Raw genomic sequence first — 16,903 nt, 5'->3', positions numbered from 1 at the left:
GAGCCGCCAATGAACAGCCAAGCCCCGTCCAGCGCGACCCTCGGTGCCGACATTCGTGCCTTGCGCAAGGCGCGCGGTTTGACACTGGCCGGGACCGCCGCGCGGCTGGATCGGTCGGTCGGGTGGCTAAGCCAGGTTGAACGCGACATCTCTGAGCCGTCGATTTCCGATTTGCGCCTGATTGCGAAATGTCTGGGCGTGCCGATGTCGATGCTGTTTGCGCATTCCGCCGCGCCGGTGGACGAACAGGGGTATGTCGTGCGCGCCGGATCGCGGCGACCGATGGGATCAGGCGAAGAAGGTCTGATCGAAGAGCTGCTGTCGCCCGATCTGACCGACGATTTTGAGATGGTGCATTCGACGTTCAAACCCCACTCGGAAATGCAGACCCCAGCGGATCGCCCCACGCAAGAGGTCGGGTATCTGGTATCCGGTCGATTGGATCTGACAATCGGCGGCCGGCGGTTCTCGGTCGGGCCGGGGGACAGTTTCCGCATCAGGCATGAGCCGTATCATTGGTCTAACCCTTATGATGAACCCGCCGTGGCCATCTGGGTCATCGCCCCGCCGGTGTATTGATGAGTTTTGAGGCCTGGACCATATTCGCGCTGTTCTGGGTGGTGTTTGTGACCACGCCGGGGCCGAACGCGGTCAATTGCATCTCGAACGGGATGAGCCTGCCGTTTCCCAAGGCGATGTTGGGGGTAATGGCCATTCTCACGCAGGCCAGTGCGTTTCTGATCCTGTCGGCGCTGGGCGTCACCGCCCTGATCGCGGCGTCGCCGACCGGGTTTTTTATCGCCAAACTGGTGGGCGCGGGGTTCCTGGTCTGGGTCGGCATCCGCGGCTGGATGAACGCGACCAGACCGGCACCAGCGTCGGAACGGCCCGCGCGCCATGTCTATCTGCATGCGCTGGCGGTTGCCACGATCAACCCTAAAAGTGTGGCCGGATATCTGGCCGCCTTTTCGCAATTCGTGCAGCCGGATGTGCCGATCTGGCAGCAGATGTCGGTAATCATGCCCACGGCGCTGATCATCACCACGCTCAGCTATACCGGGTTCACATTGCTGGGTGCGCTGATGGGCAAGGCAGCCTTGGGGGCCGTGTTCAACATCTGGGTCCGCCGCGTGATGGCGGGGTGTTTCATTATCTATGGCGTGTTGCTGGGTGCCAGCTCTACGCCCACTGCAAGGGGGTAATCACATGCACACCGGTTCCTGCCTGTGTGGCGCGGTCGCATTCACGATTGACGGAGAGCTATTGCGGCCGTCCGCCTGCCACTGCGGCCAATGCCGCAAACAATCGGGTCACCTTTGGGCGTCAGCCGTGACCCATCAGGACAACCTGCGCTTTGCCACCAGCGATACGCTGCGCTGGTATCGCGCCTCGGACATCGCCCGGCGCGGGTTTTGCAGCGCCTGCGGCTCGTTCCTGTTCTGGCAGCACAATGACGAGGACACGATTGCGGTGTCTATGGGTTCACTCGAAGAACCCACCGGGCTGAAGCTCGCCCGGCACATCTTTGTGGCCGACAAGGGCGACTATTACGACATCCAAGACGATCTGCCCCAAGAGGCACAGTAACAGGGATCAAGACCAATGAGTGATTTTCCGACAAAAGCCCGCGTGGTTGTTATCGGCGGTGGTGTGGTGGGGGCCTCCTCGCTCTATCATCTGGCCAAGAAAGGCTGGACCGATTGTGTCCTGCTGGAAAAGAACGAGCTGACGGCTGGTTCGACATGGCACGCAGCGGGGAACGTTCCGACATTCTCGACCTCATGGGCGATCATGAACATGCAGCGCTACTCGACCGAGCTGTATGCGCGGTTGGGCGATGAGGTCGATTATCCGATGAATTACCACGTTTCGGGGTCGATCCGCCTGGCGCACAGCAAAGAGCGGATGCAGGAGTTTGAGCGCGCCATGGCGATGGGCCGCTATCAGGGCATCCCGATGGAGATGTGGACCCCGGAAGAAGCACAGGAGCGCTATCCGTTCCTGGAAACCCATGATCTTGAGAGCGTGCTGTACGACCCGACCGACGGCGATATCGACCCGGCGCAGCTGACGCAGGCGCTGGCCAAGGGTGCGCGGGACATGGGCGCCAAGATCATCCGTTTCTGCCCTGCGACCGGTGTGACGCAGCATGACGACGGTACCTGGGCCGTTCACACGGACAAGGGTGATATCGCCTGTGATTACGTGGTGAACGCGGCTGGCTATTATGCGCAGCGTGTGGGGGAATGGTTCAAGCCCTTTGGCGGGCGCACCGTTCCGGCAATGGTCATGAGCCACCAGTACCTGCTGACCGACGAGGTGCCCGAGATTGAGGCATGGTCAAAGGAAAACGGCGGTAAAAAGCTGCCGCTGCTGCGCGACGTGGATATCTCTTACTACCTGCGGCAGGAAAAGAATGGCTTCAACCTTGGCCCCTATGAGCCCAACTGCAAGGGCCACTGGATGTCCGAGGACGACCCGATGCCCGAGGATTTCAGCTTTCAGCTTTGGAACGATGATCTGGACCGGATCGAGGATATTGTCACCGACGCGATGGAGCGGGTGCCGCTGATGGCGACCTCGGGTGTTGGTCGTGTCATCAACGGGCCGATCCCCTATGCACCGGATGGATTGCCGCTGATCGGCCCGATGCCGGGTGTGAAAAACGCGTTTGAGGCCCACACCTTTACCTTCGGCATCGCGCAGGGTGGTGGCGCGGGCAAGGTGCTGGCTGAATGGATCGTCGATGGCGCCACCGAATGGGATATGTGGGCCGTCGATCCGCGTCGTTATACCGATTACACCGATCAGGATTACTGCAACCAGAAGGGCATCGAGGTTTATGGCAACGAATACGCCATGCACTATCCGCATCACGAATGGCCCGCCGCACGCGACAAAAAGCTGTCGCCGGTGCATGACAAGGTCAAGGCGCTGGGCGGCGTGATGGGGGCCTATAACGGATGGGAGCGTGCCAACTGGTTTGCGCAGCCGGGCGATGACACCTCGCTTGAGGCGACCCATACCTGGGGCCGGTCCGGCCCGTGGGAGCAGCGCGTCAAAGAGGAATGCGAAGCTGTGCGCGACCATTGCGGCGTGCTGGATCTGCCAGGTTTCTCACGCTTTATGGTCAAGGGAGAGGGTGCTGCCGAGGCGCTGCGCGGCCTCGCAACCGGCGGGTTGCCCAAGGTCGGCCGCATGAACCTGATCTATATCTCGGACAACCGGGGCCGCATCCTGACGGAAATGTCCTGCATTCGCCTGGGTGAGGATGAGTTCATCATGATCACGGCCGCGACGGCGCAGTGGCATGATCGTGACATTCTTGTGGGCGCAATGCCTGCTGGTGTGTCGGTCGAGGATGTCACCACCACGCGGGACACCCTGATCGTCACCGGCCCGAATTCGCGCACGGTGTTGTCGGGTCTGACCGATGCCGACCTGACCACCGGATGGTTGACCCACCAATCGGCCACCGTTGCCGGGCAGCCTGCCTATCTGGTCCGTGTGTCCTTCGCTGGCGAGTTGGGCTGGGAGGTTCATGCGCTGAACGAACACATGCCCGCCATCTATGACGCAATCACCGACGCCGGGGCAAAACCGTTCGGGATGTATGCCCTGAACTCATTGCGCATCGAAAAGGGGTACCGCGCGTGGAAGGGCGACCTGAGCACCGATTATTCGCTGCTTGAAGGCGGCTTGGAGCGTTTCGTCAAGCTGGACAAGCCGCAGGACTTCCCCGGCAAGGCCGCAATCCTGAACGAAAAGCAGCAGGGTGTGAGGAAATCCTTTGTCACCCTGACGGTGGATGCAGGCGACTGCGACGCGCCCTATATGTCCTGCATCTGGCAGAATGGTGAGATCGTGGGCGAGACCACCTCGGGCGCGTGGGGGTACCGCGTTGGTAAATCCATCGCGCTGGGCATGATCAGGGCCGAGCTTGCCGACCCCGGGACCGAGCTTGAGGTGGAAATCTACGGTCAGAAATGCCGGGCCGTGGTGCAAGAGGATCAACCCCTCTGGGATCCTCAGAACGAAAGGCTGCGTGCATGACACGACCGGCGACCATGTCCGGCGTTTACCTGACCCGCCACGGAGGGCCAGAGGCGCTGAAATGGCGCGATGACATTCCTGTTCCGACCCCTGGGCCGGGGCAGGTTCTGGTCCGCGTGGCCGCCGCCGGTGTCAACAACACCGACATCAATACGCGGGTGGGCTGGTATTCTTCGGATGTGACCAGTGCCACCGATGCGGTCGATCAGGATGTCGAAGCAGGCGGATGGGGCGGCGCGTTGCAGTTCCCGCGCATACAGGGCGGCGACCTGTGCGGGATCGTCGCGCAGGCCGGGCCGGGTGCCGGGTTCGAACCGGGCCAGCGCGTGACCTGTCCGATCAACCTGCCGCGCCCAAGCCCGGGCAACCCGACGGGTTTTATTGCCCTGGGTTCGGAAATCGACGGGGCCTTTGCACAATACTGTCTGGTTGCGGCGGATGACCTTTACGATGTGACCGCCTCACCCCTGTCGGATGTTGAGATCGCCGCCATTCCCTGTGCCTTCGGTACTGCCGAAAATCTGCTGACCCGCGCGGGTGTGACTGCGGGCCAAAAGATGCTGATCACCGGCGCATCGGGCGGCGTTGGTCTGGCAGCTGTGCAACTGGCGGCGCTGCGGGGGGCAACTGTTTGCGGGGTGACCAGCCCGGCCAAGGCCGAGGTGGTCAAAAGCCAGGGCGCGGTGGACACATTCGACCGCGACGCGACACTGCCTGCGGATATGTTTGACGTTGTCATCGACGTTGTGGGCGGCCCCGCGTGGCCGGGCCTGATCCTGGCGTTGAAGCCGGGCGGGCATTACGCCGTTTCCGGTGCCATTGCAGGCCCGGTGGTTCAGGCCGACCTGCGCGACATCTATCTGCGCGACATCACCATTCACGGCTGCACGCATCAGGCGTTCGAGGTGTTCGGTCGGCTGGTTGCGATGGTCAATGCAGGCCGCATCAGGCCCCTGATCTCAAAGACTTACCCGTTGCGGAACATCGCCGCTGCGCAGGAGGATTTTCAATCCAAGGCGTTTCCGGGCAAACTTGTTCTGATTCCCTGACAAGGCTGAAACATGGCACATATCACTCTTCTGGATGGCTCAATCGGGCAGGAACTGGTCAGGCGCAGCGGCGACAGGCCCACGCCCTTATGGTCGACCCGGGTGATGATGGACCGCCCCGAACTGGTTGGGGATGTGCACGACGAATACTTCCGCCGGGGCGCGACAGTTGCCACCACCAACACCTATGCGGTGCATCGGTCGCGGCTGGTGCGCGCCGGGATGGAGGACCAGTTTGCCGATCTGATCAATGCGGCCCTGACGCAGGCCGAACAGGCGCGTGGGGCAAATGGCGGACGTATTGCCGGGGCATTGGGCCCGCTATTGGCGTCCTACCGGCCGGACCTGAAACCCGATCCGGATGACGCCGCCGATAAATTCGCCGAGCTTGTCGGCCTGATGGCGGATCGCGTCGATCTGTTCCTGATTGAAACCGTATGCTCGCTGCAAGAGGCTGAGGGCGCGTTGCGCGGCATGGCGCAGGGCGGCAAGCCGGTTTGGCTAGGGCTGTCGGTGATGGACGAAGACGGCACGCGCCTGCGCTCGGGCGAGGCGCTGTCGGACATAGCCCCCGTAGTGACCCGTTTCGCGCCCGAGGCCGTGCTGATCAACTGTTCCCGCCCCGAAGCCATCCCCGCCGCGTTGGAAGTCATCGCAAAGTTTGGTCGGCCCTTCGGGGCCTACGCCAATGGGTTCACCGGGATCACCCAAAAGTTTCTGGAAGATGCGCCCACTGTCGACGCGCTGGAACAGCGAAACGATCTGGGGCCGGATGCCTATGCGGATCACGCCATGGCCTGGGTGGCGCAGGGCGCGACCATCGTTGGCGGCTGCTGCGAGGTTGGACCGGATCACATCGAAACACTGGCCAACCGGCTGCGCGCCGCCGGCCATCGGATCGTCTGAGGGACGGCGATGCGGACGCCGCCGAACATTTCAGCCCACAGGCAGCAGCATTTCGATATCCTTGTGGCCCCCGGCTATGTTCTGCTGGAACTGGCCTCATTGGTCGAGGTGCTGCGGCTGGCCAACCGGGTGTGCCCGAACCCACCATTCACCTACACGTACCGGTCGCTGCGGGGCGGCCCGATTGCCAGCAGCAGCGATGCAACGGTTCAGACCGCGCCTGTCCCGGGCCAGCCCAATGCGGACTATCTGTTCGTGATCGGCAACTCTGATCCCGATCATCCGGACCTGTCGTTGGGGCGGGTGGTGTCTGATTACACCTTTCGCGGGGCCCGGGTGTTCTTGCTGGCCGAAGCCGCCAGTCGGTACATCGACGAACACGGTGCCGATGACATGGCGACCCATTGGGAAAACGCATCCTTCCTGCGCGAACGTGGCGCGCGGTTCGAAGCCAAGCTGTCGATCGCTACAGAGCAGGGCGCGGTGGTGACCTGCGCCGGGATGGAGGCGACAACCGATGTGGCGCTTGCGGTGATCGGACGCCATATTTCAGGGCCAGCCAAGATGACGGTGGCCGATATCATGCTGCATGAAAACATCCGCGATTTTTCTTCCATGCAGCCGTTCTCCGGGGCAAAGCTGACCGCGACGGGTGATGCCAGATTGGATCAGTGCATCAAGCTGATGCAGGCCAATATCGAAGACCCGCTGCTGATCCACCAGATCGTCGAGGAACTGCATCTGTCGAACCGGTCGCTTGAGCGGAAGTTCAAAATCTTTTTCGGCACCACGCCCAACGGTTTTTATCGCGAGATGCGCCTGGCCAAGGCCAATAACCTGCTGTTGAACACCACCATGAGCGTGCGCGAAATTGGCTTGGCCTGCGGGTTTCCCAACGGATTCTCATCCGTCTACAAAAGTTTTTTCGGCGTTACCCCCTTTGTCCTGCGGCGGGAAAAGCGGGCGGCCTCACATCGGTGAAAATCAACCACGCCGTGACGGTTTTGGTGCATTTTCTGTCGATCTTTCGTGGCAAATTGGCGCAAACCTGACACAGCGGAGATTTCAGGATGGTTGATCTTCCCAGCAAGGCCCGTGTGGTCATCATCGGTGGCGGCGTCATCGGATGTTCGGTCGCGTATCATCTGACCAAGAAGGGTTGGACAGATGTTGTACTGCTCGAACGCAAGCAGTTGACCAGCGGCACCACCTGGCACGCGGCGGGCCTGATCGCGCAGCTGCGCGCGACGGCGAACATGACCAAGCTGGCGAAATACAGTCAGGAACTTTACGGCGCGCTGGAAGAAGAAACCGGCGTGTCCACGGGGTTCAAACGCAACGGCTCGATCACCGTGGCCCTGACGGATGAGCGTAAGGAAGAGATCTATCGTCAGGCCGCCATGGCCCGCGCCTTTGGTGTCGAGGTTGAAGAGATTTCGAACGAACGGGTGCAGGAACTGTATCCGCACCTCAACCTTGATGGCGTCAAAGGGGCGGTTCACCTGCCGCTGGACGGGCAGGGCGACCCGGCAAACATCGCGCTGGCGCTGGCCAAGGGCGCGCGTCAGCGTGGTGGCATCGTCAAGGAACGTGTGAAGGTCACCGATATCGTCAAACAGGGCCGCAAGGTCAGCGGCGTCGATTGGGTTGCGGACGACGGCAGCGCCTCGGGACATATTGAATGCGACATGGTGGTGAACTGCGCCGGTATGTGGGGGCACGAGGTCGGTCGCATGGCGGGGGTCAACGTGCCACTGCACGCCTGTGAACATTTCTATATCGTCACCGAGAATATCGACGGAATGACCCAATTGCCGGTGCTGCGCGTGCCGGATGAATGTGCCTATTACAAGGAAGATGCGGGTAAAATCCTGTTGGGCGCGTTTGAGCCCAACGCCAAACCCTGGGCCATGGACGGCATCCCGGACACGTTCGAATTCGATCAATTGCCCGAGGATTTCGACCATTTCGAACCGATCCTCGAAGCCGCCTGTAACCGGATGCCGATGCTGGCCGAGGCGGGGATTCACACCTTTTTCAACGGGCCCGAGAGCTTTACACCCGATGACGCCTATCATCTGGGCCTTGCGCCCGAGATGGACAATGTCTGGGTGGCGGCCGGGTTCAACTCAATCGGTATTCAGTCCGCCGGGGGCGCGGGCATGGCGCTGGCCGAGTGGATGGATACGGGTGAGAAACCCTTTGATCTGGGCGATGTGGACATCAGCCGGATGCAACCGTTTCAGGGCAACAGGAATTACCTGTTCGAACGCTCGAAAGAAACGCTGGGCCTGCTTTATGCCGATCACTACCCCTATCGCCAAAAAGCCACGGCGCGCGGTGTGCGCCGGACACCGTTCCACCATCACCTGCTTGAGCACGGCGCGGTGATGGGCGAATTGGCAGGTTGGGAACGGGCCAACTGGTTTGCCAGTGAAGGGCAGGAGCGTGACTACCAATACAGCTGGAAGCGCCAGAATTGGTTCGAGAACTCGGCTGCCGAACACCGCGCCGTGCGCGAGAATGTGGGCATGTATGACATGTCCTCCTTCGGGAAAATCCGCGTCGAAGGGCCGGATGCGCAGGCGTTCATGAACTATGTGGGTGGCGGTGACTATGCCGTGCCGGTGGGCAAGATCGTCTATACGCAATTCCTGAACCGCGCAGGCGGGATTGAGGCGGATGTGACCGTCACCCGCCTGTCTGAAACCGCCTATCTGATCGTCACCCCGGCAGCCACGCGGCTGGCGGATCAGACATGGATGATGCGCCACGCAGGCAATTTCAACGTGGTCATCACCGATGTAACGCCTGGCGAAGGTGTTCTGGCGGTGATGGGCCCCAATTCCCGCTCTTTGCTGGAAAAAGTCTCGCCCAACGACTTCTCGAACGCAGTGAACCCGTTTGGTACAGCGCAGGAAATCGAGATCGGCATGGGCCTGGCCCGTGTCCACCGCGTGACCTACGTGGGCGAGCTGGGTTGGGAGGTCTATGTTTCTTCCGATATGGCCGGTCACGTCTTTGAAACTCTGCACGAGGCCGGGCAGGATATGGAACTAAAGCTGTGCGGGATGCACATGATGGACAGCGCCCGGATCGAAAAGGGCTTCCGCCATTTTGGCCACGATATCACCTGCGAAGATCACGTGGTCGACGCGGGCTTGGGTTTTGCTGTGAAGGTGGACAAGGGGTGCGACTTCATCGGTCGTGAGGCGGTGATTGCACGCAAGGAAAGCGGACCGAAAAGTCGCTTGGTGCAATTCAGGTTGACCGATCTTGAACCGCTGCTGTTCCACAACGAACCGATCGTGCGGGATGGTGAATATGTGGGCTATCTCAGCTCGGGCAACTATGGTCACACGCTGGGCGGCGCTATCGGTCTGGGCTATGTGCCGTGTGAAGGGGAGAAGGCGGCTGATGTGTTGGCCTCGACCTATGAAATCGACGTCTGCGGTGTGAAGGTCAAGGCAGAGGCGTCGCTCAGACCGATGTACGATCCGAAGTCTGAGCGGGTCAAAGCCTGAACGAATCGAAAGGGTGGGGGCTCTACCCCCGCCGCCCGTGACGGGCGACTCCCCCGGGATACTTTTAGCCAGATGAACATGGGGTCTTTCATTCATCTGGCCCAAAATATCCCGGAGCGCGAGGCAGAGCCTCGCTGAATGGCCCAGTAAGCAAAAGCGCGACCTATCAGAATTCTTGATGGCACGCTTCACAGTTTTCGCAGTTCCCAACCCGGTCTGATTTACCGTAAAGACAAGCGGTATCACCCGGAGACCTGCCATGGCAGACGCAACAACGCCCGCCCAGAATGCCGACACGCCAAAGGGGCTTGCCCTGGCGGTTACGGCCTATGTCCTGTGGGGGTTCCTGCCACTTTACATGAAAGCTGTGGCCCATGTAGGGGCGATTGAGATCGTGGCGCATCGGATCATCTGGTCCGTGCCGGTGGCCGGGCTATTGCTGATTGCATTGGGGCGGACACGCGATTTGAAGGCGGCGTTGAAAGATCCGAAAATGTTGGGCATGGCCTGCCTGACGGCCGCTTTGATTTCGGTGAACTGGGCGATTTATGTCTGGGCAATTGCCAGCGGGAATGCCCTGGATGCGGCGCTGGGGTATTATATCAACCCCTTGTTCAGCATTGCACTTGGTGCGCTGTTGCTGCGAGAGCCATTGAACAAGACGCAACTGGTTGCTGTAGGACTGGCCGCAGCCGGTGTTTTGGTTCTGGTGCTTGAGGCCGGCAGCTTGCCCTGGGCAGCCTTGGGGTTGATGCTCAGCTGGGGGTTTTACGCTTTTTTCAAGCGCTCTCTGCCCATAGGACCTAATCAGGGGTTCTTGCTTGAGGTCCTGATCCTGCTGATCCCCGCTTTGGCCTATGTGACCTGGCTGGGCGCGCAGGGAACCGGGCATTTCGGGTTTGCCGTTGAAGACACGATGATGCTGGCCGGTGCCGGAGTGGTGACGGCTGTGCCCTTGCTGGTCTATGCCAACGGGGCCAAGCTGGTGCGCCTGTCGACGATGGGCATTCTGCAATACATCGCGCCGACCATGATTTTTATCACCGCAATTGCCGTATTCGGCGAACAGGTGGACCGGGGCCGGATGATTGCCTTTCCTTTGATCTGGGCGGCGCTGGTGGTTTATTCGATCCCGATGATCCGGCAGATGCGGGCTCAGGCCTGACGCAGCAGGCGGGCGGCTTCTTTGGCCCAGAGAGCATAGGCCTTTGGGCTGGGATGATACCCATCCGGCGCAGCCAGGGCGGGATCGTCGGGCAGCTTCAGTGACAGATGGCGAACCTGCGGGAAATGGTCGGCGACCTGTTTCAGGCCATGGTCCAGCCGTGCGGCCTGTTGCCCCAGCACCCACGCCAAGGGCTGCGGCAAGGCTGGAAACCGGTCCATCTGCGGAACCCCTGTCACCACAACCCGCCGAACTCCCATCGGCCCGGTTAGCAGGCCCAGCAGACGGGCCTGATGTTCGGCGAACCGTTTCTGTGTCACACCCCGGGTCACATCATTCACACCCAGCGCAGTCAGGGCCATGTCAAATTGGCCGTCCAGCCCGTTCAGCCGATCAATTGTGTCCTGCGTTGTGTGCCCGGTGGTGGCCTCTAACCGCCATTCAACCGCATAGTGCCTGGCCAGTTGCGCAACAAGATGCCCGGAGAGAGCCTGCGCTTGCGTGCCCGCACCGACCCCGGCGGCAGAGCTATCGCCGGTGATCAGCAGGCGCAATCGCGGCCCTCGTCCCATACGCCCTTTTCGCGGGCCCGCGGGTTCCGACAGAAGTTGCGCATTGCGGCGCACCAACAGGCCCTGCGCCGCCAGTACCGGCAACAGGGGCACCCGCAGGATCTGGTCTGTTGCGACCAAGCCCACCATTGATCAGCTGAGCGCGTCTTTGAATTCAAGGAACCGCGCGTCGGACATGACCCGGGCCATCATTGCATCGCGCAAGGCGCCAATGGTTTTGTGGGGGCGCATGACGACCTCAAATTTCTGAATCAGCCCGTCTTCGTTCAGGGTGATCAGATCCGCGCCAACCGCGTCCAGATCACCTACCTTGCACTGAAACTCCAACGCCCAGTCCTTGCCTTCGCCCATGATCCGGCGATAGCGAAAGTCAGAGAACACCTGACCCACATGGCCCAGAATCGCGGCCACAGGCGCACGGCCGGACCAGGTGCTGAAATAGGTGGGTGGGGAAAACTGGACATCCTCGGCCAGAAGTTCGCGGATCAGACTTTCGTCGCCTTTGGCAACGACGTCCTGCATACGCTTGATCGTCGGGTGCATTCTCTTTCCTCCGCTTTGATCCAAGGTTTGCTGAACCGTTCCGCTCAGGCAAGGCCGACGTTGCGGGAGGTGGCACCATACGTTAGGCAGGCGCGCATGAGCGAGACGTATGATCCCCCGAAAACGCCCCTTGATGTGTTGCACGAAGATGCGCAGCTGATCGTGGTGAACAAACCTTCGGGGCTGCTGTCGGTGCCGGGGCGCGGGGCGCATCTGGCTGATTGTCTGCTGACGCGGGTTCAGTCGGCATTTCCGCAGGCCCTGCTGGTACATCGGTTGGACAGGGACACGTCAGGCGTCATGGTCTTTGCCCAGACGCCCCATGCGCAGCGGCACCTGAGTATGCAGTTCGAAAAGCGCCAGACCCGCAAGACCTACGTCGCCCGCATTTGGGGGCAGCTTGAAGCAAAGACCGGAACGGTGGACTTGCCCCTGATCGTGGACTGGCCCAATCGCCCGCTTCAGATGGTGTGCCATGAGACCGGCAAACCCGCCGTCACCGACTGGCGCGTGGTCAAGCATGAGGGCGACGCGACCCGTGTCCGGCTGTTCCCCAAAACGGGCCGGTCGCACCAGTTGCGCGTTCATATGCAGGCGTTGGGCCACCCGATTCTGGGTGATCCGTTTTATGCTGACGGTGCGGCGCGGGATTTCCCGCGCCTGATGCTGCATTCCGAGGAACTGCGCCTGAAAACCCCCGAGGGCGGGGTCTCGATGAAATTTCGCGCCCCGGCAGAATTCTGACCCTAGGCCGTGCTGACCCACAGCATCTTGAGGTTGCCCAGCGAAAACCGTCTGGTTCGTTTGCGCCGGGCCGCAGGGCAGCGGGCCGCCATAATCTCGCGTTCAATCTCAAAGGCGCGCAGGCTGTGATCGCGTGACCAGCGATCCAGTTGCAGGGTCATCATCACGTGGTTGTCGCGGCTTGGCATGGCCGACCTCCTTATTTTTGTGTTTGCCAATCCTGGGCCATCACTGCTGACACCACCTTGTCAGGGGGCTGTGCTAGGGTGTCAGTAGATCAATCGGAGAACCCCATGCGCCGCTCGACCCGTCTGTTCGAAATCATTCAGATTCTGCGCGCCGCCCACGCGCCTGTAACGGCCGAGGCGCTGGCAGAGCAGCTCGAGGTATCGGTGCGGACCGTGTACCGCGATATCGCGGCGTTGCAGGCGCAGCGCACGCCGATTGAGGGCGAGGCCGGTGTTGGATACCTGATGCGGCGCGGGTATGACCTGCCGCCGCTGAACTTTGATGCCGAAGAGGTAGAGGCACTTTGGGTTGGCCTGTCGATGCTGGCACGCACCGGGGACAGCACGTTGCAACAGGCCGCCGATCGGGTCTGTCGCAAGATCGACGCCCTGCGCGCACCGGCCAATTGGTTGCAGGTCGCCCCGTGGGGCGCGCCCGCCGACGATCCCGCAAAAGGCTGTGTGCCGGTGGTGAATTACCGCGAGGCGATCCGGGCCGAGCGTAAAATCCGCATCACCTATGTGAATTCAGGCGGCGACCGGAGCGAGCGGATCGTCCGGCCCGTTGCGCTGATCTATCATATCGAATGCACCATGCTGGTGGCATGGTGCGAGCTTCGGAATGGATTTCGGCATTTCCGCACCGACCGCATCTGGTCCTGCGATCTGATCGACGATCACTTTTGCGGGCAAGGAGAACCCCTGCGCACGATCTGGCAGGAACAAAACCGATGGGATGATGTGGCTGCACCTGCGGATGCGGGTTGAACGGCGGGTAATTGCCGACTTCACCGGATTGTTGCTTGAGACGTGGCGCATGCAGCGCGATATACTGCGCCAAACAATATGGACTCGGTGAACGGGCCCAGAGCAGAAGGTGATTCCATGACGATTTCCAAGATTGTTCTTTCTTCCGGCCTGTGCGCGGCCCTGTTTTTGGGTGCGTGTACCGACCCCGGCACGCTGAACCTGCCATCCGATCCCAACCAGAACGCCAAGCAAGGCGCGCTTCTGGGTGGTCTGGTCGGCGCGGGTGTCGGTGCGATTGCAAATGATTCTGATCCTTTGCTGGGTGCATTGGCCGGTGGGGCCATCGGTGCAGCCGGTGGTGGCTTGATCGGCAACCAGTTGGACCAGCAAGCGGCCGAGTTGCGCCAACAGCTGGCCAATGACGGCATTACCATCGTCAACGCGGGTGATCGGCTGATCGTCACCGTGCCGAACGATATCACCTTTGACACCGACAGCTCGACCGTGCGCCCGGCGTTGCGGTCTGATCTGGTCCGGGTGGGGCAGAATCTGGTGCGATACCCCAACTCGAACGTTCAGGTCATCGGACATACCGACAGCGACGGCGAAGCCTCGTATAATCAGGGTCTGTCCGAACGCCGCGCCCAGTCCGTGGCAGATGTCTTGCAGGCCAACGGTGTCAGCGGTGCCCGGATTTCGACAGTTGGCCTGGGGGAAAGCCGCCCTGCCGCCTCGAACCTGACGCCCGAAGGCAAGGCCCAGAACCGCCGGGTCGATATCGAGATTATCCCCAACGGTCGCACATAATGTGACGGGGCACCTGCGGGTGCCCCTGTTCCGCACATTGACCCTGCGTCATCTGGGGTTTGGTGCGCGCAGCTCTCGGGCTATCAATTGGGAAACACCTTAGTGGAGTTTCCAATGTCCGAACCGATCCTTCTGAGCCTTTCCGGCTCATTGCGCCAAAATGCCACCAACCGCAAACTGCTGCGCGAGGCGGCGCGCCTGTTCGATCCCGGCACCCACATCGAGGGTGAGCTGAACCTGCCGCTTTACGACGGTGATCTGGAAGACGGCGAGGGCATCCCCGAGGCGGTGCAAACCCTGTCCGACCAGATCGCACAGGCAGATGCGGTGATCATATCCACCCCGGAATACAACAAGGGCCCGTCGGGGGTGCTGAAAAACGCGCTGGATTGGGTCAGTCGGACCAAAGGCAAGCCATGGGCTGACAAACCCGTCGCGGTGATGTCTGCCGCGGCGGGGCGTGCGGGTGGCGAACGTGCACAGATGGTTCTGCGCGGCTATATGGTGCCGTTCCAACCCCGCATCCTTCAGGGGCCGGAAATCCATCTGGCCAGCAGCTCTAATGAATTCGACGCGCAGGGCAAGTTGATCAATGAACGCTATGAAAGCAGCTTGCTGGCTTTGATGCAGAAACTGCGGGCCGAGGCGGGGTTCTAAAGCTTGTTCACGGGCGAACGGCTGCCTAATCTGCCGCCATGGCAGAGGAAATTCAGACCGACGTAATGGACCCGGCCCGCGCCGCCGCGCTTCAGACGGCGCTGGGGCAGACGGTTTCGGTTGCGGATGGCACCCCGTTGCCACCGTTCTTTCATCACCTCTACTTCTGGTCGCCCCGTTCACCCGAACGATTGGGCCGGGATGGCCATCCAAAGGTGGGTGGTGATCTGATCCCCGACATGGGCCTGCCCCGCCGTATGTGGGCTGGTGGCCGCCTGCAATTCCAAGCCCCGCTGATTGTGGGTAACGGGGCCGAGCGCCGGTCTGTTTGCGAAGGCGCGATCCGGAAATCCGGGCGCAGCGGTCCGCTGGGCTTTGTCACCTTGCGCCACGAGATATGGCAGGGCGATACCCTGCGCCTGACCGAATGGCAGGATCTGGTTTACCGTTCAGAGACCACGGCTGATGAGGTCAGGCCCGTCCCACCAACAGCGCGGACCGACGAAACGGACCGGCGAGAGGTCACATTCGACACCACTTTGCTGTTTCGGTATTCGGCGCTGACCTTCAATGGCCACCGCATCCATTATGATCTGGACTATGCCCGCGACACCGAGGGGTACGATGGGCTGGTCGTGCATGGCCCGCTGCTGGCGCAACTTCTGATCCTGTTTGCCACGGAATTGATCGGGCCACTGGATCGGTTTTCATTTCGCGCCACCGCGCCGTTGATGCATTCCGAAACTGCGACCCTGTGCCGGGCCGGGCAGACCCTGTGGGTGCGTGGCCCCGATGGGCGGCAATGCATGACGGCCGAGGCAGCGCCCCAGTCAGAGTGAGGCTTCCGGGCGGAAATCGTCAGGGATCGTATCGCGCCCGTCCAACATAAGGTCAGCCATGACCTGAGCAATCTTGGGGGCCATGCCAAAGCCGATCTTGAAACCTCCGTTGGCGATGAACTGTCCTTGGTGCAACGGGTGTGAACCCAGCATCGGCGCGCGGCTTTTGCTGCGGGGGCGCACACCGGCCCACCGTTCGATCACCTCTGCGCCATGCAAAACAGGCACGGCCCGCATGGCGCGGTCGATCACATCGTCCAGCAGCGTGTCGGTGCTGGATGGGTCGTCATAATCCCGTTCGGATGTCGACCCGATTGCCAGCGTTCCATCTGCATGCGGGACGATGTGGATGGTGTCCGCGAACAGCTGCGGCACGTCGCCCGCGTCAAACCGCAACAGTGCCGCCTGACCTTTCACGCCATTGCCAACGGTTTTGCCAAAAGCCCGGCTCAACTCCTCAAGGCCGGCAAGACCGGTTGCATGGACCACCAGCCCCTTGTCCGGCGCGTCAGATAGGATTTCCACGCCTCGGACACTCAACGCGGCGACCAGCGCGGCGCAGGCGCGTCTTGGGTGCATCCGCGCAGTCAGCGTGTCGTGCACCACAAATCCCGTCGGGCTGGGCGGGCACCACGCATCCAGATCGCCAACCGGCTTAACGGTCCAGTCCGCCCGGCCCTGCCACAGCTTGGCCGCCGTGGTTTCCCGCGCGCGCGCCAGTTCCAGGGTGCGCGCATCCGCGATTGGTTGAATGCGGCCAAGACGGCCATACCCCGGTGAGACGCCACCGGTTGTTTCGACCTGTGTCCAAAAGGGTTCCGCCATGATCAGGCTGTCGAATTGAAAGGCTTTCTTGGCGTTCCAGTTTTCCGGAACATGCGGTGCCAGCGCCCCCACCAACCCGCCGCTGGACCCCGCGCCGGGGCCGAAGGGGTCGACAACCTGCACCTTTGCGCCACGTTGGGCGCAGACCCAGGCAATGGACAGGCCGAATATCCCCGCCCCACGCACTGTTACGTCGACCATTGCCATTCCCTAGTTCCTTGTTCAGTGTCGCGCCGCTTAGC

18 protein-coding genes are annotated in these 16,903 nt (G+C 61.4%); 14 read left to right on the top strand and 4 right to left on the bottom strand.

The genetic code is table 11. The features are described 5' to 3' along the window. Window positions 1–9 precede the first annotated feature (9 nt). From JT51_RS16395 to rarD, 9 genes are all read left to right on the top strand, one after another. Window positions 10–579 carry a helix-turn-helix domain-containing protein gene (locus JT51_RS16395; RefSeq protein ID WP_037315115.1) on the top strand — a complete coding sequence of 190 codons (570 nt, stop codon included), beginning with the start codon at window positions 10–12 and terminating at the stop codon, window positions 577–579. Next, on the top strand, window positions 579–1,202 hold the full coding sequence (locus tag JT51_RS16390; RefSeq protein WP_037315112.1) for a LysE family translocator: 624 nt from the start codon (window positions 579–581) through the stop codon (window positions 1,200–1,202). Before JT51_RS16395 ends, JT51_RS16390 begins: the two co-directional genes overlap by 1 nt. A gap of 4 nt (window positions 1,203–1,206) precedes the next feature. Then, window positions 1,207–1,587 (top strand): GFA family protein, encoded by a 381-nt coding sequence (locus JT51_RS16385; protein WP_037315110.1) that lies wholly within the window; start codon window positions 1,207–1,209, stop codon window positions 1,585–1,587. Between the two features lie 15 nt (window positions 1,588–1,602). Further along, the gene (locus JT51_RS16380) at window positions 1,603–4,053 is read left to right on the top strand and encodes a GcvT family protein (protein WP_037315107.1); all 2,451 of its coding nucleotides are present in this window, start codon (window positions 1,603–1,605) and stop codon (window positions 4,051–4,053) included. Then, a complete protein-coding gene (locus tag JT51_RS16375; protein ID WP_037315104.1) occupies window positions 4,050–5,102 on the top strand; it encodes an alcohol dehydrogenase family protein in 1,053 nt (350 codons plus the stop codon). Before JT51_RS16380 ends, JT51_RS16375 begins: the two co-directional genes overlap by 4 nt. 12 nt (window positions 5,103–5,114) lie before the next feature. Next, the gene (locus tag JT51_RS16370; RefSeq protein WP_037315102.1) at window positions 5,115–6,008 is read left to right on the top strand and encodes a homocysteine S-methyltransferase family protein; all 894 of its coding nucleotides are present in this window, start codon (window positions 5,115–5,117) and stop codon (window positions 6,006–6,008) included. A 9-nt stretch (window positions 6,009–6,017) separates the two neighbouring features. Next, window positions 6,018–6,989 carry a GlxA family transcriptional regulator gene (locus tag JT51_RS16365; protein WP_051927610.1) on the top strand — a complete coding sequence of 324 codons (972 nt, stop codon included), beginning with the start codon at window positions 6,018–6,020 and terminating at the stop codon, window positions 6,987–6,989. A gap of 89 nt (window positions 6,990–7,078) precedes the next feature. Continuing rightward, the gene (locus JT51_RS16360) at window positions 7,079–9,532 is read left to right on the top strand and encodes a GcvT family protein (protein WP_037315096.1); all 2,454 of its coding nucleotides are present in this window, start codon (window positions 7,079–7,081) and stop codon (window positions 9,530–9,532) included. 259 nt (window positions 9,533–9,791) lie between these two features. Next, window positions 9,792–10,697, top strand: a complete 906-nt coding sequence (rarD, locus tag JT51_RS16355; RefSeq protein ID WP_037315094.1) for an EamA family transporter RarD — start codon at window positions 9,792–9,794, stop codon at window positions 10,695–10,697. Here the strand turns inward: rarD and JT51_RS16350 are convergent. Next, window positions 10,688–11,395, bottom strand: coding sequence for an SGNH/GDSL hydrolase family protein (locus JT51_RS16350; RefSeq protein ID WP_419177313.1), 708 nt, complete (start codon window positions 11,393–11,395; stop codon window positions 10,688–10,690). The genes rarD and JT51_RS16350 overlap by 10 nt on opposite strands. Before the next feature lie 6 nt (window positions 11,396–11,401). Beyond that, window positions 11,402–11,812, bottom strand: coding sequence for a nuclear transport factor 2 family protein (locus tag JT51_RS16345; RefSeq protein WP_037315089.1), 411 nt, complete (start codon window positions 11,810–11,812; stop codon window positions 11,402–11,404). Between the two features lie 96 nt (window positions 11,813–11,908). On the opposite strand from JT51_RS16345, the gene JT51_RS16340 reads away from it, so the two are divergent. After that, window positions 11,909–12,556 (top strand): RluA family pseudouridine synthase, encoded by a 648-nt coding sequence (locus JT51_RS16340; protein WP_037315086.1) that lies wholly within the window; start codon window positions 11,909–11,911, stop codon window positions 12,554–12,556. 2 nt (window positions 12,557–12,558) lie between these two features. On the opposite strand, the gene JT51_RS16335 is transcribed toward JT51_RS16340, so the two are convergent. After that, a complete protein-coding gene (locus JT51_RS16335; RefSeq protein ID WP_037315084.1) occupies window positions 12,559–12,744 on the bottom strand; it encodes a hypothetical protein in 186 nt (61 codons plus the stop codon). 105 nt (window positions 12,745–12,849) lie between these two features. On the opposite strand from JT51_RS16335, the gene JT51_RS16330 reads away from it, so the two are divergent. The 4 genes from JT51_RS16330 (at window position 12,850) to JT51_RS16315 (ending at window position 15,836) form a co-directional block, all read left to right on the top strand. Further along, a complete protein-coding gene (locus JT51_RS16330) occupies window positions 12,850–13,551 on the top strand; it encodes a helix-turn-helix transcriptional regulator (RefSeq protein WP_037315081.1) in 702 nt (233 codons plus the stop codon). A gap of 117 nt (window positions 13,552–13,668) precedes the next feature. Then, window positions 13,669–14,340, top strand: a complete 672-nt coding sequence (locus JT51_RS16325) for an OmpA family protein (protein WP_037315450.1) — start codon at window positions 13,669–13,671, stop codon at window positions 14,338–14,340. A 114-nt stretch (window positions 14,341–14,454) separates the two neighbouring features. Then, the gene (locus JT51_RS16320; RefSeq protein ID WP_037315079.1) at window positions 14,455–14,997 is read left to right on the top strand and encodes an NADPH-dependent FMN reductase; all 543 of its coding nucleotides are present in this window, start codon (window positions 14,455–14,457) and stop codon (window positions 14,995–14,997) included. A gap of 38 nt (window positions 14,998–15,035) precedes the next feature. Beyond that, the gene (locus JT51_RS16315; protein ID WP_037315077.1) at window positions 15,036–15,836 is read left to right on the top strand and encodes an acyl dehydratase; all 801 of its coding nucleotides are present in this window, start codon (window positions 15,036–15,038) and stop codon (window positions 15,834–15,836) included. Here the strand turns inward: JT51_RS16315 and JT51_RS16310 are convergent. After that, the gene (locus tag JT51_RS16310) at window positions 15,828–16,868 is read right to left on the bottom strand and encodes an NAD(P)/FAD-dependent oxidoreductase (protein WP_037315075.1); all 1,041 of its coding nucleotides are present in this window, start codon (window positions 16,866–16,868) and stop codon (window positions 15,828–15,830) included. The two genes, JT51_RS16315 and JT51_RS16310, sit on opposite strands and share 9 nt — an antisense overlap. Between the last annotated feature and the right edge of the window lie 35 nt (window positions 16,869–16,903).

The sequence above is a fragment of the Ruegeria halocynthiae genome, from assembly GCF_000743705.1.
Lineage (GTDB): Bacteria > Pseudomonadota > Alphaproteobacteria > Rhodobacterales > Rhodobacteraceae > Ruegeria > Ruegeria halocynthiae_B.
This window is presented reverse-complemented; position numbering and strand designations above follow the sequence as displayed.

What these genes read in the sequence shown, in the direction of transcription:
- JT51_RS16330 (WP_037315081.1), top strand. Translation starts at nt 12,850, where the DNA reads ATGCGCCGCTCGACCCGTCTGTTCGAAATCATTCAGATTCTGCGCGCC.
- JT51_RS16390 (WP_037315112.1), top strand. Translation starts at nt 579, where the DNA reads ATGAGTTTTGAGGCCTGGACCATATTCGCGCTGTTCTGGGTGGTGTTT.
- JT51_RS16380 (WP_037315107.1), top strand. Translation starts at nt 1,603, where the DNA reads ATGAGTGATTTTCCGACAAAAGCCCGCGTGGTTGTTATCGGCGGTGGT.
- JT51_RS16310 (WP_037315075.1), bottom strand. Translation starts at nt 16,868, where the DNA reads ATGGCAATGGTCGACGTAACAGTGCGTGGGGCGGGGATATTCGGCCTG.
- JT51_RS16345 (WP_037315089.1), bottom strand. Translation starts at nt 11,812, where the DNA reads ATGCACCCGACGATCAAGCGTATGCAGGACGTCGTTGCCAAAGGCGAC.
- JT51_RS16335 (WP_037315084.1), bottom strand. Translation starts at nt 12,744, where the DNA reads ATGCCAAGCCGCGACAACCACGTGATGATGACCCTGCAACTGGATCGC.
- JT51_RS16360 (WP_037315096.1), top strand. Translation starts at nt 7,079, where the DNA reads ATGGTTGATCTTCCCAGCAAGGCCCGTGTGGTCATCATCGGTGGCGGC.
- JT51_RS16385 (WP_037315110.1), top strand. Translation starts at nt 1,207, where the DNA reads ATGCACACCGGTTCCTGCCTGTGTGGCGCGGTCGCATTCACGATTGAC.
- JT51_RS16395 (WP_037315115.1), top strand. Translation starts at nt 10, where the DNA reads ATGAACAGCCAAGCCCCGTCCAGCGCGACCCTCGGTGCCGACATTCGT.
- JT51_RS16365 (WP_051927610.1), top strand. Translation starts at nt 6,018, where the DNA reads ATGCGGACGCCGCCGAACATTTCAGCCCACAGGCAGCAGCATTTCGAT.
- rarD (WP_037315094.1), top strand. Translation starts at nt 9,792, where the DNA reads ATGGCAGACGCAACAACGCCCGCCCAGAATGCCGACACGCCAAAGGGG.
- JT51_RS16315 (WP_037315077.1), top strand. Translation starts at nt 15,036, where the DNA reads ATGGCAGAGGAAATTCAGACCGACGTAATGGACCCGGCCCGCGCCGCC.
- JT51_RS16320 (WP_037315079.1), top strand. Translation starts at nt 14,455, where the DNA reads ATGTCCGAACCGATCCTTCTGAGCCTTTCCGGCTCATTGCGCCAAAAT.
- JT51_RS16375 (WP_037315104.1), top strand. Translation starts at nt 4,050, where the DNA reads ATGACACGACCGGCGACCATGTCCGGCGTTTACCTGACCCGCCACGGA.
- JT51_RS16325 (WP_037315450.1), top strand. Translation starts at nt 13,669, where the DNA reads ATGACGATTTCCAAGATTGTTCTTTCTTCCGGCCTGTGCGCGGCCCTG.
- JT51_RS16340 (WP_037315086.1), top strand. Translation starts at nt 11,909, where the DNA reads ATGAGCGAGACGTATGATCCCCCGAAAACGCCCCTTGATGTGTTGCAC.
- JT51_RS16370 (WP_037315102.1), top strand. Translation starts at nt 5,115, where the DNA reads ATGGCACATATCACTCTTCTGGATGGCTCAATCGGGCAGGAACTGGTC.